This is a genomic window from Streptomyces sp. NPDC026206 (assembly GCF_040638465.1).
Taxonomy (GTDB): Bacteria; Actinomycetota; Actinomycetes; order Streptomycetales; family Streptomycetaceae; genus Streptomyces.
Genome location: NZ_JBEZYL010000037.1, coordinates 1 through 16,578, shown reverse-complemented (window position 1 = coordinate 16,578; position 16,578 = coordinate 1). Strand labels below are relative to the sequence as shown.

The 16,578-nt window shown below is 71.9% G+C and carries 3 protein-coding genes; all 3 read right to left on the bottom strand.

Going from position 1 to position 16,578, the window contains the following annotated elements:
- Positions 1–7,220 (bottom strand): type I polyketide synthase (locus AB0F13_RS27370; RefSeq protein WP_362087753.1); only part of this gene is annotated, 7,220 nt, incomplete at its 3' end.
- Complete coding sequence (locus AB0F13_RS27365; RefSeq protein ID WP_362087750.1) at positions 7,217–13,702, bottom strand: SDR family NAD(P)-dependent oxidoreductase; 6,486 nt, start codon at positions 13,700–13,702, stop codon at positions 7,217–7,219. The genes AB0F13_RS27365 and AB0F13_RS27370, both read right to left, overlap by 4 nt.
- A 43-nt stretch (positions 13,703–13,745) precedes the next feature.
- Positions 13,746–16,578 (bottom strand): SDR family NAD(P)-dependent oxidoreductase (locus AB0F13_RS27360; RefSeq protein WP_362087747.1); only part of this gene is annotated, 2,833 nt, incomplete at its 5' end.

Below are 16,578 nucleotides of genomic sequence, written 5' to 3'. Positions count from 1 at the left end.
CCGATCAGGTAGTCGGGCCGTATACCGAGCGACTCGGTCAGGCGGAACAACGCCACCTCGACAGCGAACAGCACTACCTGCGTGTACTGCGTCGCATCGAGCAGGGCAGCCTCTGCCGACCCGTCCTCGGCGGACAGCAACTCCCGCACCGAGCGGCCCACCAACGGGTCCAGCTCCGCACACACCTCATCCAGAGCCTCGGCAAACCGCGGGAACGATGCGACAAGCTCCGCGCCCATACGCGCCCGCTGCGCACCCTGACCGGTGAACAACACTGCTGTTTTACCAGGGACCTGACGGCCCTCGAACACACCGGCCGCGGGTTGGCCGTCAACAAGGGCTGTCAGCCCGGCCAACAGCTCCTCACGATCGGATGCCACGACCGTGGCGCGGTTTTCCAGCAGCGCACGCGACGTCACCGACGAGAATCCGAGATCGGCAAGCCCCAGCTCGGAGTCCGTGAGCAGCCGCTCACGTAGGCGGTCGGCCTGCGCACGCAACGCCTCCTCACCACGCGCGGACACCACCACCGGCACCGCGCCGGGCGCCCGGTCCGCCGGAGCCTCCACCGGCGTCCGGTCCTCGGCCGGCGCCTCTTCCACGATCACATGCGCGTTCGTCCCGCTGATCCCGAACGAGGACACACCCGCACGCCGCGGCCGCTCCGAGGCCGGCCACGCCTGCGCCTCGGTCAGCAGCTCGACCTCGCCCGAGGCCCAGTCCACGTGTGGCGAGGGCTCGTCCACATGCAGGGTGGCCGGCAGCACACCGTGCCGCATGGCCATCACCATCTTGATTACACCCGCCACACCGGCCGCCGCCGACGTGTGGCCGATGTTGGACTTGATGGATCCCAGCTTCAGCGGACCATCGGTACGTTCGCGGCCATAGGTCGCCAGCAGGGCCTGCGCCTCGATCGGGTCGCCGAGTTGCGTGCCCGTTCCGTGGCCCTCCACGGCATCCACGTCCGCCGGGCTCAGACCGGCGCCGGCCAGTGCTGCCCGGATCACCCGCTCCTGCGCGGGACCGTTCGGCGCCGTCAGGCCGTTGCTCGCACCGTCCTGGTTGACCGCGCTGCCCCGCACCACGGCCAGCACCTTGTGACCGTTACGCCGCGCATCCGACAGCCGCTCCAGTACGACCAGGCCCACACCATCGGCGAACCCGGTGCCGTCCGCAGCCGCCGCGTACGCCTTGCACCGCCCATCCGGAGCGAGACCACGCTGCCGGCTGAACTCCGTCAGCAGGTACGGGCTTGCCATCAGCGTTACGCCGCCGACCAGCGCCATTGAGCACTCCCCGGCCCGCAGTGCCTGCGAAGCCAGGTGCATGGCGACCAGCGACGAGGAGCACGCCGTGTCCACCGACAGCGCCGGGCCTTCGAGACCGAAGGTGTAACTGAGCCGGCCCGACACCACACTCGTCGTTGTGCCCGTCAGTCGGTAGCCCTCCAGCTCCGGCGAGTTCGCCCCGCCGTAGTCCGAGGTCACCGCGCCGGTGAACACACCGGTGTCGCTGCCGCGCAGCGACGACGGGTCGATGCCGGCGTTCTCGAACGCCTCCCAGGCCGCCTCCAGCATCAACCGCTGCTGGGGATCCATCGCCAGCGCCTCACGCGGGCTGATGCCGAAGAACTCCGCGTCGAAGTCGCCCGGCCGCTCCAGGAAGCCACCGCCCCGCGTGTACAGCGTCCCCAGGTGATCCGGGTCCGGGTCGTACAGCCGCTCCAGGTCCCAGCCGCGGTCGGTCGGCAGCCCCGACATTCCGTCGCGGCCCGACGCCACCAGCTCCCACAGCTCGTCCGGCGAGGTCACCCCACCGGGGTAGCGGCAGCTCATACCCACGATCGCCAGCGGCTCGTCGGCCTCCGCCCGCCGCCGCGACCGTGCCGCGGGCCGCGGAGCCGCCGCGACCGCGCCGACTTCGGTGAGGATCAGCCGCGCGACCGCCACCGGGGTGGGGTGGTCGAAGATCAGAGTGGCGGGCAACCGCACGCCGGTGGCCTGGGTCAGGCCGTTGCGCAGCTCGACAGCGCTCAGCGAGTCGAAGCCGAGCTCCTTGAAGGCCCGGTCGGCGCCGACCGCGGCGGCGGAAGCGTGTCCAAGGACGGCCGCGGCCTGCGTCTGCACCAGTTCCAGCACGGTCTTCTCGCGGTCGGCCTCCGCCACCCCGGCCAGCCGCTGGGCGAGCGACCCGCCCGCTCCGGCACGGCGGGCCGGCACGGGAGCCAGCTCACGCAGCAACGCCGGCAGCCTCCCGGTCCGCGCCTGCGCCCGCAGTGCGGCCTGCTCCAGCCGGACCGGCACCAGCAACGCCGCGTCCAGCCCCAGCGCCTGGTCGAACAGCTCCAGCCCGAGCTCGGCCGACAGCGCACCGACGCCCATCTGCTCCAGCCGTGCCAGATCGGTCTCGTCCAGCTCGGCCGCCATACCGCCCGCCTCGGCCCACAGGCCCCAGGCCAGCGAGGTGGCCGGCAGGCCCGCCGCACGCCGCGTCGCCGCGAGGGCGTCGAGGGTGGCGTTGGCCGCCGCGTAGTTGGCCTGGCCGGGGCTGCCCATCAGGGCCGCCACGGAGGAGAAGAGCACGAATGCCGACAGCTCCATCCCGGCGGTCAGCTCATGCAGATGCCAGGCCGCATCCACCTTCGGGCGCATCACCCGCGCCACCCGCTCAGCGGTCAGCGACTCGACCACACCGTCATCGAGCACACCCGCCGAGTGAACGACAGCCGTGAGCGGGTGCTCCAACGAACCGAGCAGGTCCGCCAGTGCGGCACGATCGGACACGTCGCACGCGGCCACCCGGGCCTGGGCACCGAGTGCCTCCAGTTCGGCGACCAGCTTGTCCACGCCCTCGGCGGCCGCACCGCGACGGCTCACCAGCAACAGCCGCTTCGCACCGTGCCGCTCCGCCAGGTGCCTGGCGAAGAGCGCACCCAGACCACCGGTACCACCGGTGACCAGCACCGTGCCCTCCGGGTCCAGCGGCCCTGTCTCGTGCGCGGCCGTCATGTCGGCGCGCCCGAGCCGGGGCGCCAGCAGCCTGCCCTCGCGCACGGCCAGTTGAGGTTCGTCCACGGCGAGCAGCGCACCCCAGTCCGGAGCGTGGACGTCGACGTCGAGGTCGACGAGCCCGAACCGGCCCGGGTGCTCGGACTGGGCACTGCGCAGCAGACCCCACGCCGCAGCCTGCGCCACATCCGGCGTCTCATCGCCCACCGGGGCGGCGTTACGGGTCGCCACCACCAGCCGGGCGTCGGTCAGCCACTCACTGGCCAGCCACCGCTGCACCAGCTCCAGCGCGCTCACGGCGACGGTCCGAGCCGACACCGCCATGCCGCCGGCAGTGGCCGGGGCCTCGATCGCGGCGACGACGACCTCCGGTGCCGCGGCGCCGTCGGCGAGTGCCTGCTCCAGCGCGCCCAGGTCCGCGTAGCGGTTGTCCGCGTCCGTGTCACCCGTGACGAGGAACGCGACCCGGGCGGGCCCGGCGGCGTCCTCGGCCGAGACAGCGGCCCAGTCGACCTGGAACAACGAGTTCTGCTTGGTGCGCTGCGCGCTCTCGAGCTTGGCCTGCTCGACCGGGCGAACGGCGATGGACCGGACCGAGACGACCGCGGCTCCCGAGTCGTCGGCCGCGTCGAGCCGGATCGAGGAGTCGCTGGTCGCGACCGCACGGACGCGCAGCCGGGAGACGCCCAGCTGGTCGATCCGGGCACCGGTCCAGCTGAACGGCATCCGGTGCCCGCTGCTGTCGCGGTCGGTCAGCAGGACCACACCGCTCTGGAGCGCGGCATCGAACAGTGCCGGGTGGATGCCGAAGGCCTCGCCGTCGTTGCTGTCGGGGAGTTCCACCTCGGCGTAGGTCTCGTCACCGTTGCGCCAGGCGGCACGCACTCCCTGGAAGACCGGGCCGTAGTCATAGCCGAGGTCGGTCAGACGGTCGTAGAGCGCGTCGATCGCGAGCGGCTCCGCGCCCTCCGGCGGCCACACCGCGGGCCACGCCGCGACGGGCTCGGCCACAGCTGTGAGGATGCCTCGCGCGTGACAGGTCACGTCGCGCTCGCCGTCCTCCACGCCGGTATCCGGGCGCGAGTAGAGGGCCACGTCCCGGCGGCCGTCCTCGTCGGCCTCACCGACGGTGACCTGCAGCTGCCGTGCGACGCCGTCCTCCAGCAGCAGCGGCGCCTCCAGCACCAGCTCCTCGAGGACCCGGCTTCCGACACGCCGGCCGGCGGCGAGCGCCAGCTCGACCAGCCCGGTGCCCGGCACCACGATGTTGCCCAGGAGGATGTGCTCGGCGGCCCAGGGCTGCGTGTCGGTGGACAGGCGGCCGGTGAAGACCCACTCGTCCCGGTCACCGACGGAGACCGCCGCCGCGAGCAACGGGTGATCGAGCCGGCCCAGCCCGGCCGCAGCCGCATCGCCGGCGCCGGTGTCCGGGGCCAGCCAGTACCGTTCGCGTTGGAACGCATACGTCGGAAGCGCCACCTGCTTCGCCGCGGTGCCCGCGTAGAACGCGGCCCAGTCCACCCCGGCACCCGCGACGTGCGCCTGACCGAGGAAGCCGGCGAAGGACTCGGCTTCGGAGTGGCGGGCACGCAACGCGCCCACCAGCAGCACATCCGCGGCCTCGTCGTCGAGGCACTGCCGTGCCATCGCGGTCAGCACCGCATCCGGACCGAGCTCCAGGAACCGCCGCACACCCAGGTCCCACAAGGTCCGCACGCCATCGGCGAACCGCACCGCCTGCCGCACATGCCGGACCCAGTACCCCGGATCGGTAACCTCCGAGGACACCAGCCCGCCCGTCACATTCGAGACGATCGGGATCTGCGGCTCTTCGAACCGCAGCCCCCGCGCCACCGCCTCGAACTCCGCCAGCATCGGCTCCATCCGCGGCGAATGAAACGCATGGGACACCCGCAACCGCGACGTCTTACGCCCCTGCCACTGCGGCAGCCACTCCTCCACGGCATCCGCATCACCGGACACCACCACCGCACGCGGCCCGTTCACCGCCGCGATCTCCAGCCGGCCCTCGAAACCGGTCAGCGACGCCATGACCTCGGCCTCATCAGCCTGCACCGCGACCATGGCACCGCCGGCCGGCAACGCACCCATCAACCGGCCCCGCGCCACCACCAGCGCACACGCGTCCGCCAGTGACAGCACACCCGCGACATGCGCAGCCGCCACCTCTCCCACCGAATGCCCGATCAGGTAGTCCGGCCGCACATTCAGCGAATCCACCAGGCGGAACAACGCCACCTCGACGGCGAACAACGCGACCTGCGTGTACTGCGTCGAGTCCAGCAGCCCGGCCTCCGCCGAACCCTCCTCAGCGGTCAGCAGACCACGCACCGACCGCCCCACCAGAGGATCCAGTTCGGCACACACCTCATCCAGTGCTTCAGCAAAGCGGGGGAACGAGGCGGCAAGCTCCGCACCCATACGAGCCCGCTGCGCACCCTGCCCCGTGAACAACAACGCGGTCTTGCCGGTGACCTGGCGGCCCTCGGCCACCCCAGCGGCAGGCTCGCCACCGGCAAGGGCCTCAAGTCCCGCCAGCAACCGCTCACGATCGGACGCCACAATCACCGCGCGCTGCTCCAGCAGCGCCCGCGACGTCACCGACGAGAAGCCCACGTCCGCAAGCCCCGGCCCGGGATCCGCAAGCAGACGCGCCCGCAGGCGACCGGCCTGCGCACGCAACGCCGCCTCACCACGAGCCGACAACAGCACCGGCACCGCGCCGACAGCACGCTCCGCAGGAGCCTCGGCCGGCACCTCGTCCTCGACCGGCGCTTCGGCCGGTGCCTCCTCCAGGATCACGTGCGCGTTCGTGCCGCTGATACCGAACGACGACACGCCCGCACGGCGCGGCCGCCCGGAAGCGGACCACTCCTGCGCCTCGGTCAGTAGCTCGACCTGGCCCGAGGCCCAGTCCACGTGCGGCGACGGCTCGTCCACGTGCAGCGTGGCGGGCAGCACGCCGTGCCGCATCGCCTGGACCATCTTGATCACACCCGCCACACCGGCCGCAGCCGAGGTGTGCCCGATGTTCGACTTGATCGACCCCAGCCTCAGCGGACCGTCCGTCCGCTCGCGACCATAGGTCGCCAGCAGCGCCCGCGCCTCGATCGGGTCACCCAGCTGCGTGCCCGTCCCATGGCCTTCCACCGCGTCGACTTCGGCCGCGCTCAGTCCCGCGTTCGCCAGCGCCTGCTGGATCACCCGCTCCTGCGACGGACCGTTCGGCGCCGTCAGACCATTGCTCGCGCCGTCCTGGTTGATCGCACTGCCGCGCACCACGGCGAGGACGTTGTGGCCGTTGCGCCGTGCGTCCGAGAGCCGTTCCAGCACCAGCAGCCCCAGGCCGTCGGCGAACCCCGTCCCGTCCGCGGACGACGCATACGCCTTGCACCGTCCGTCCGGTGCCAGGCCCCGCTGCCGGCTGAACTCGACGAACAGGAACGGCCCGGCGAGCACGGTCACGCCGCCGACCAGCGCCAGCGAGCACTCGCCCGCCCGCAGGGCCTTCCCCGCCAGATGCATGGCCACCAGCGACGAGGAACACGCCGTATCCACCGTGACGGCGGGCCCCTCCAGCCCCAGGCTGTAGGCGATACGGCCCGACACCACGCTGCCCTGGGTGCCCGTCAGGCGGAACCCTTCGAGTTCCGGCAGCATCGTGCCGCCGTAGTCCGAGGTCACCGCGCCGGTGAACACACCGGTGTCGCTGCCGCGCAGCGACGACGGGTCGATGCCGGCGTCCTCGAACGCCTCCCAGGCCGCCTCCAGCATCAACCGCTGGGCCGGGTCGGTCGCCAGCGCCTCGCGGGGACTGATCCCGAAGAACTCCGCGTCGAAGTCGCCGACGCCCTCGATGAAGCCGCCCGCGCTCGCGGACACCGTCCCGGGCCGGTCGGGATCCGGGTCGTACAGCCGCTCCAGGTCCCAGCCGCGGTCGGCCGGCAGCCCCGACATCGCGTCGCGGCCCGACGCCACCAGCTCCCACAACTCGTCCGGCGACGCCACGCCACCGGGGTAGCGGCAGCTCATGCCCACGATCGCCAGCGGCTCGGCTTCGCGCTGCTCCAGCTCGCGCACGCGACGATTCGCCGTGCGCAGCTCCGTGGTCACCTTCCGTAAGTAGGTACGAAGCTTCTGCTCGTCGTTCATCGATCCCTCGCGCACAGCGCCCCCGTTTTCGGTCATGCCGACCCGAGCTCCTTGTCGATCAGTTCAAACATGTCGTCGTCGGACACCGAATCGAGGTCTTCGTCGGACTCTTCTTCAGCGTCGGCCGGCCGGCCGCCGGTCCCGCTGAGAACGGTCCTCAGCCGATTGCTGAGGTAGCGCAGCCGCGGTTCGATCCCGGCCAGTTGCTGTTCGTCGCTCGCCACCGTGATCAGCAGCGCTTCGAGCTTCTGCAACTCCTCTTCGAATGGTGAGCGGTCCTTCTCCCGGGTGCCGCCGCCGACGTCCTTGAGGAGCAGTCGCGCGACCGCCACCGGTGTCGGGTGGTCGAAGATGAGGGTGGCGGGCAACCGCAGCCCGGTGGCCTGGGTCAGCCGGTTGCGCAGCTCGACCGCGGCCAGCGAGTCGAACCCGATCTGCTTGAACGCGCGGTCCGGTTCGACCGCGGCGGTGGAGGCGTGTCCGAGGACGGCGGCGACCTGCGCCTGCACGACTTCGAGGACGACCTGCTCGCGGTCGGCTTCCGCCACCCCGGCCAGCCGCTGTGCCAGCGACCCGCCCGCGGACTCGGCACGTCGTGCCGGTGTGCGCACCAGCCCGCGCAGCAGTGCCGGCAGCGTCCCCGCCCGTGCCTGGGCCCGCAGCGCGGCCAGGTCCAACCGGATGGGCACCAGCAAGGCCGCATCCAGGCCGAGCGATTCATCGAACAAATCGAGTCCGAGTCCGGCTGGGAGCGCGCCGACACCCGTCCGCTCCATACGTGCCAGATCGGCCTCGTCCAGCTCGCCGGTCATGCCGGTCGTGTCCGCCCACAGGCCCCAGGCCAGAGAACTGGCCGGCAGCCCCTCGGCCTGCCGCTGATGGGCCAGTGCGTCCAGGACGGCGTTCGCGGCCGCGTAGTTGGCCTGGCCCGGGTTGCCCAGCTGTGCGGCTGCCGAGGAGAAGAGCACGAACGCCGACAGCTCCATCCCGGCGGTGAGCTCATGCAGATGCCATGCCGCGTCCACCTTGGGACGCATCACCCGCGCCACCTGCTCCGGTGTGAGCGAGTCGATCACACCGTCATCGAGTACACCCGCTGAGTGAACGACAGCCGTGAGCGGGTGCTCCAACGAACCGAGCAGGTCCGCCAGTGCGGCACGATCGGACACGTCGCACGCGGCCACCCGGGCCTGGGCACCGAGTGCCTCCAGTTCGGCGACCAGCTTGTCCACGCCCTCGGCGGCCGCACCGCGACGGCTCACCAGCAACAGCCGCTTCGCACCGTGCCGCTCCGCCAGGTGCCTGGCGAAGAGCGCACCCAGACCACCGGTACCACCGGTGATCAGTACCGTGCCCTCCGGGTCCAGCGGCGCCGGAACCGTCAGCACGACCTTGCCGATGTTGCGGCCCTCGCGCAGGAAGCGGAACGCGTCCGCACCACGGCGTACATCCCACGTCCGGATCGGCGACGGCACCAGCACACCCTGCTCGAACAGCGCGCTGATCTCGACCAGCATCTGCTGGATCCGCGCCGGTCCCGACTCCAGCAGGTCGTAGGACCGGTACCGCACTCCCGCGTGCTCGCGTGCGACGACCTCCGGATCACGGATGTCGGTCTTGCCCATTTCGATGAACCGGCCACCACGCGGCAGCAACTCCAGCGATGCGTCGACGAACTCACCCGCGAGGGCGTCGAGCACCACATCCACACCGGCCCCGTCGGTGGCCGACAGGAAGGCGTCCCGGAAGCCCAGATCACGCGAGGACGCGATCCGCTCGTCACCGATGCCGAGATCGCGCACCGCATCCCACTTCGAGGGGCTCGCGGTGGCGAACACCTCCGCTCCGAAGTGGCGGGCCAGCTGCACCGCCGCCATGCCCACGCCGCCGGCGGCGGCATGCACCAGCAGCCGCTCACCGGCACGCAGGCCGGCCAGATCGACCAGGCCGTAGTACGCGGTCAGGTACACCACGGGGATGGCCGCCGCCTCGGTGAACGACAGGCCCGCGGGGATCGGCGCGACCGTGCGCCGGTCCGCCACCGCCACCGGTCCGAAGGCGTCCGTGATCAGGCCGAAGACCCGGTCACCCGGCGCCAGGTCCGTCACGCCCGAGCCGACCTCGAGCACGACGCCCGCGGCCTCGCTGCCCAGCGGCGCCTCGCCCGGGTACATCCCCAGCGCGATCAGCACATCACGGAAGTTCAGGCCCGCGGCCCGGACCGCGACCCGCACCTCGCCCACGCCCAGCGGCTGGCCACCCTCGGACGGAACGATCGCCAGGTTGTCCAACGACCCCTTCCGCGCGATGGACAGCCGCCACATGTCACCGGCCGCACCGGCGGGCGCCCGGCCGAGCCGCGGCGCCAGCAACCGGCCCTCGCGCACCGCCAGCTGGGGTTCGTCGAGGCCGAGCAGCGCGCCCCACTCCGGCTCGTCGTCGTTGTCGAGGTCGACGAGCAGGAAGCGGCCCGGGTGCTCGGACTGGGCGCTGCGCACCAGACCCCACACCGCGGCCTGTGCCACGTCCGGCGTCTCGTCGCCCGCCACGACGGCCCTGCGCGTCACCATCACCAGCCGCGATTCGGCGAGCCGCTCACTGGCCAGCCAGCGCTGCACCAGCTCCAGCGTGTTCACGGCGACCGTCTGAGCCGCCTCCGCCGTGTCACCCACCGCGGACGGGGCCTCGACAAGCACCGCCTCCGGGACGGCCGCACCCTCGGCCAGCGCCTCCTCCAGCGCCGCCAGGTCGGCGAACCGCTCGCCTTCGGCGGCCAGTTCACCCACAACCGCCGGCCGCACCGACTTCGACGGCCCGGCCGTCACAGTGGCCCAGTCGACCTGGAACAGCGAGTTCTGCTTGTTGCGCTGTGCGCTCTGCAGCTGCGCCTGGTCCATCGGGCGGACGGCCAGGGCGTCGACTGCCATGACCATGGCGCCGTCGTCGTCGACCGCGTCGATGCGGAGTGCGGATCCGCCCGTCGAGCCGATCCGCACCCGCACCCGGGTGAGGCCGGTCCGGCCGAGCCGCACTCCCGACCAGGAGAACGGGAGGTCCACCGGCGACCCGGCGTCCTTGTCGAGCATCCCGCCGTGCAGGGCGGCGTCGAACAGTGCCGGATGGACGCCGAATCCCCCGGCTCCGGCGCCGTCGGGCAACGCCACCTCGGCGTAGACCTCGTCACCGGAGCGCCATGCGGCCCGTACGCCCTGGAACAGCGGACCGTAGTCCAGCCCGATGTCGGCCAGCCGCGCGTAGAGGCCGTCGACGTCGACCGGCCGGGCATCGGCCGGGGGCCACTGCAGCGGAAACGGCGTCAACGGCTGCGCGTCCGCGACCAGCCGGCCACGACCGTGGCAGGTCACCTCACGGTGCTCGCCCTCACCACCGGACTCGGGACGGGAGAAGATGGTCACCTCGCGACGACCGTCCTCACCGGCCTGACCGACCGCGACCTGAATCTGCCGGGCGATGTCCTCTTCCAGCACCAGCGGCGCTTCCAGGACCAGCTCGTCCAGCACCGGACAACCGACCTCGCGACCGGCCGTCAAGGCCATCTCGACCAGGGCCGCGCCCGGCACCAGCACGGACTCGAAGACCATGTGATCACGGGTCCAGGTCTGTGCGTCCTGCGAGACCCGGCCGGTGAACAGCCACTCGTCCCGGTCACCGACCTGGACCGCCGCCGCCAGCACCGGATGCTCCACCCGGCCCAGCCCGGCCACGGCCGCGTCTGCGGCCCCGGCCTGCGGTACCAGCCAGTACCGCTCACGCTGGAACGAGTAGGTGGGCAGCGGCACCTGCTGGGCACCGGTGCCCGCGTAGAACGCCGACCAGTCCACGCCCGCACCGGCCACATGTGCCTCGGCCAAAGACAGGGCGAACCGCTGCAGTCCACCCTCGTCACGGCGCAGCGAACCGATCGCCCGCACCCGGGCTTCCGCGTCACGTGCCTGGACGGTCTCCTCGACCGCCATGGTCAGCACCGGGTGCGCGGACGCCTCGATGAAGAGGCCCGCACCGTTGTCGATCAGAGCCTGCACCGCGGGCTCGAACCCGACCCGGCCCCGCAGGTTCCCGTACCAGTACCTGGCGTCAAGCTTCGCGGTGTCCATGAACCCACCGACGACGGTCGAGTAGAACGGAATGCGGCCGGTGACCGGCTCGATGCCCGCCAGCACCTGGAGCAGCTCGTCCTCGATGCCCTCCACCTGAGCCGAGTGCGAGGCATAGTCCACCGCCACCCGACGCGCCCGCACCTCCTCGCGCTCACACACCGCGATCAGCTCGTCCAGCGCCCCCGGCTCACCGGCGACCACCACCGCCGCCGGACCATTGACCGCGGCAACCGAGACGCGGCCCTCATAGGGCTCCAGCAGCTTCTCGACCTGCTCCACCGGCAACGCCACCGACACCATGCCGCCCAGCCCCGCCAGCCGCTCCAGCACCAGACGGCTCCGCAACGCCACCACCCGCGCACCGTCCACCAGCGACAGCCCGCCCGCCACCACAGCAGCGGCGATCTCACCCTGCGAGTGCCCCACCACCGCCGAGGGCTCCACACCGAACGACCGCCACAACGCCGCCAGCGACACCATCACGGCCCACAGCGCCGGCTGCACCACGTCGACCCGCTCGAACGACGGAGCACCATCGACCCCGCGCAGAACATCCTCAAGGCGCCAGTCCACGAACTCCGACAGCGCCTCACCACATTCGGCGATCCTCGCCGCGAAAACCGGCGAGGACTCCAGCAACTCCACCGCCATACCGGCCCACTGCGACCCCTGGCCGGGGAACACGAACACCGTGTTCCCACCCACCACATGGCCCTCAAGGACATGCACCGCAGGATCACCTGCGGACAGCGCTCCCAAGCCGCTCAGCAGTGCCCCGCGATCCGGGGCCACCACCACTGCACGGCGCTCCAGGTGCGCGCGCGTCGTCGCCGCCGAGAAACCGACGTCCTGGAAGGTGACATCCGGCAGGGCGATCATCGACGCCCGTATGCGGTCGGCTTGCTCGCGCAGCGCTGCCTCGCTCCGGGCGGACAGCGGCACAGGCACCACCGTCAGCTCTGCGGGCTGCTCCTCGGCCGGTGCCTGCTCCTCGGCCGGCGCTTCCTCCAGGATCACGTGTGCGTTGGTGCCGCCCACGCCGAAGGAGGACACACCCGCACGACGCGGCCGCTCCGAGGCGGGCCACGCCTGCGGCTCGGTCAGCAGCTCGACCTCACCCGCGGCCCAGTCCACGTGCGGCGACGGCGCGTCGACGTGCAGGGTGGCGGGCAGCGTCTCGTGCCGCATGGCCATCAGCATCTTGATCACACCGGCGACACCGGCGGCCGCCTGGGTGTGGCCGATGTTGGACTTGATGGACCCCAGCTTCAGCGGACCATCGGTACGCTCGCGGCCATAGGTCGCCAGCAGGGCCTGTGCCTCGATCGGGTCGCCCAGCTTCGTGCCGGTGCCGTGGCCCTCCACGGCATCCACGTCCGCCGGGCTCAGACCGGCGTTGGCCAGTGCTGCCCGGATCACCCGCTCCTGCGAGGGACCGTTGGGCGCCGTCAGGCCGTTGCTCGCACCGTCCTGGTTGACCGCGCTGCCGCGCAGCAGGCCCAGGATCCGGTGACCGTTGCGGCGCGCGTCCGACAGCCGCTCCAGCAGCACCAGCCCCGAGCCCTCGGCCCAGCCCACGCCATCGGCGGCGGCTGCGTAGGACTTGCACCGGCCGTCCACCGAAATCCCGCGCTGCCGGCTGAACTCGACGAAGACGTTCGGCCGCGCGAGCACCGTCGACCCACCGGCCAGCGCCAGCGAGCACTCGCCCGCCCGCAGTGCCTGCGCCGCCAGGTGCAAGGCCACCAGCGACGAGGAGCAGGCCGTGTCCACCGTCACAGCCGGTCCCTCGAAACCGAACGAGTAACTGATCCGACCCGAGGCGACGCTGCCGGAGGACGAGATGGTGAGGTAGCCCTCGATCTCGTCCCGCCGGTCGCTCATGCCCGCGACGAACCCGTAGTCCTGGTACATCACGCCGCAGAAGACACCGGTGTCGCTGCCCCGCAACGTGGTCACGTCGATGCCCGCGCCCTCGAACGCCTCCCACGCACCCTCCAGCAGCAGCCGCTGCTGGGGGTCCATGGCCATCGCCTCACGCGGGCTGATGCCGAAGAACTCGGCGTCGAACTCGCCCACCCGGTCCACGAACCCGCCCGAGCGCGTGTAGGAGGTACCCGGGTGATCGGGGTCCGGGTCGTACAGCCGCTCAAGATCCCAGCCACGGTCGGCCGGGAACTCCGAGGTACCGATGCGCCCCTGAGTCACCAGCTCCCACAACTCGTCCGGCGACGTCACACCGCCGGGGTAGCGGCAGCTCATACCGACGATCGCCACCGGCTCGCTCGCACGGTCCTCGTACTCCCGCAGCCGTGCCCGGGTCTCGCTCAGATCGACGGCCACCCGCCTCAGGGACTCGACGAGCTTCTGCTGCTGTGGATCGTTGCTGTCAAAACTCATGACCGTGTTCTTCCTGGGTAGTCCGGACGTGCCACAGCACTCGTCATGCCTCGCCGAGGCCAAGGTCGATCAACTGCAGGATCTCCATCGCGGTGGTGGCCGACTCGATCTGCGCCCGCTCGCTGACGGGCTGCTGCTGCCCGCTGTCGGTGACGGCGGCCAGCAGCGTGCGCAGGCGCCCGGCCACGCGCTGCTTCTCGCCGGCCTTGATCCCGGCGAGCAGGCCCTCGAGCCTGTCCAGCTCCTGATCGATGGGCGGCTCGGCGGCGCTGCTCTCGACCGAGGAGAGGAGCAGCTGGGTGACCGCCACCGGGGTGGGATGGTCGAAGACCAGTGTGGACGGCAGCCGCACACCGGTGACCTGGGTCAGCCGGTTACGCAGCTCGACCGCGGCCAGCGAGTCGAACCCGAGGTCCTGGAACGCCCGCGTGGGAGCGATCGCGGTGGGCACGGCGTGGCCGAGGACCGAGGCGACCTGGGCCTGCACCAGCCCCAGCACCACCTGCTCCCGCTCGGCCTCCGCGACTCCGGCCAGCCGCTGGACGAGCGACCCGCCGGCTTCGGCGCGGCGGGCCGGCGCGCGCACCAGCCCGCGGAACAACGCGGGCAGCCTGCCCGACCGTGCCTGTACCCGCAGTGCGGCCAGCTCCAGCCGGACCGGGACCAGCAGCGCCGCGTCCAGCCCCAGCGCCTGGTCGAACAGCTCCAGCCCGAGCTGGGCCGGGAGCGCGCCCACGCCGATCCGCTCCAGGCGGGTGAGCTCGGTCTCGTCGAGCCCGCCCGCCATGCCGCCCGTGTCGGCCCAAAGGCCCCAGGCGAGGGAGCTTGCCGCCAGGCCCTCGGCACGTCGCTGATGTGCGAGCGCGTTCAGGGCGGCGTTGGCCGCCGCGTAGTTCGCCTGACCCGGGGTACCGATCAGTGAGGTGACCGAGGAGAAGAGCACGAACGCCGACAGCTGCATCCCGGCGGTGAGCTCGTGCAGGTGCCACGCCGCGTCGACCTTGGGACGCATGACCCGCTCGACCTGCTCAGCGGTCAGCGACTCGACGACACCGTCGTCGAGCACACCAGCCGCGTGCACGACCGCCGTGAGCGGCCGGTCCAACGAACCCAGCAGCTCCGCCAGCTGATCGCGCTCCGTCACGTCACAGGCGGCGACCCTAGCCCGGGCGCCGAACGCCTCCAGCTCGGCGACCAGCTTCTCCACGCCCTCGGCGGCCGTGCCACGACGGCTCACCAGCAGCAACTGCCTGGCGCCGTGCCACTCGGCCAGGTGCTTGGCGACCAGTGCGCCCAGGCCGCTGGTACCACCGGTGATCAGCACCGTGCCGTCCGGGTCCAGCGACCGCACGTCGTCCGACGGGCCCGCCGGGGCCCGGCCGAGCCTCGGCGCCAGCAGCTGTCCGTCCCGAACGGCCAGTTGGGGTTCGTCCAGGTCGAGCAGCGCGCCCCACTCCGGCTCGTCGTCGTTGTCGAGGTCGACGAGCAGGAAGCGGCCCGGGTGCTCGGACTGGGCGCTGCGCACCAGACCCCATACCGCGGCCTGTGCCACGTCCGGTGTCTCGTCGCCCGCCACGACGGCCCTGCGCGTCACCATCACCAGCCGCGATTCGGCGAGCCGCTCACTGGCCAGCCAGCGCTGCACCAGCTCCAGCCCGCGCATGGCGACCGTCCGCGCCGCCTCCGCCGTGTCACCCACCACGGAGGGGGCCTCGACAAGCACCAACTCCGGGGCGGCCGCACCATCGGCCAGCGCCTGCTCCAGCGCCGCCAGATCGGCGAACCGCTCACCTTCGGCGGCCAGTTCGCCCACAACCGCCAGTCGCGCCGGGTTCGCCGAACCGGTCGTCACCGTGGCCCAGTCCAGCTGGAACAGCGAACGCTGCCCACCTCGCCGGGCGGCCTCAAGCTGTGCCTGCTCCACCGGGCGGGTGACGAGCTCGTCCACACTCACCACGGGCTCGCCCTGCTCGCCGAAGACGTCCACCCGGTACGTGGACTCTCCCGCCGCGGTGATCCGCACCCGCACCGGTGAGAGGCTGCTCAGCCCGAGCCGCACCCCCGACCACGAGAACGGCAGCTCCGCGGCGGATCCCTCCTCCTTGCCGAGCAGCACGCTGTGTCCCGCGGCGTCGAACAGGGCCGGATGGACACAGAATCGCTCGCCGCCGGCGCCGTCGGGCAACGCCACCTCGACGTAGAGCTCGTCACCGGAGCGCCATGCGGCCCGTATTCCCTGGAACATCGGGCCGTAGTCGTAGCCCAGTTCAGCCGTAGTCGCATAGAAGCCGTCCACCGGGATCGGTTCCGCACCGGCCGGCGGCCACTCGGCCGGTATCCCCGATGGTGCGGCCGGTTCCCCGTCCGTGGCGAGCCAGCCGCGGGCATGGCACGTCGCCTCCGACAGCTCGTCCTCCTCACTGGCCGCCGGGCGCGTGTAGACGGCCACTTCGCGGCGGCCGTCCTCACCGGCCTGGCCCACGGTGACCTGCAACTGCAAGGGAACACCGTCCTCCAGGGGCACCGGTGCCTCCAGCACCAGCTCGTCGAGCACCGGGCAGCCCGCCTCACGCCCGGCCGTCAGGGCCAGTTCGGCCAGCGCCGTGCCGGGCAGGATCACCACACCGAGCATCCCGTGATCGCGCGTCCAGGGCTGGGCGTCGGTGGACAGGCGGCCGGTGAACACCCACTCGTCCCGGTCACCGATCTGTACCCCCGCCGCCAGAATCGGATGCTCCACCGGCGAAAGCCCGGCCGCGGCACCCGAACCGGCTCCCGGCACCAGCCAGTACCGCTCGTGCTGGAAGGCGTAGGTGGGTAGCGCGACGTGCGTGGCGCCGGTGCCGGCGTAGTAGGCCGGCCAGTCCACGCCGACT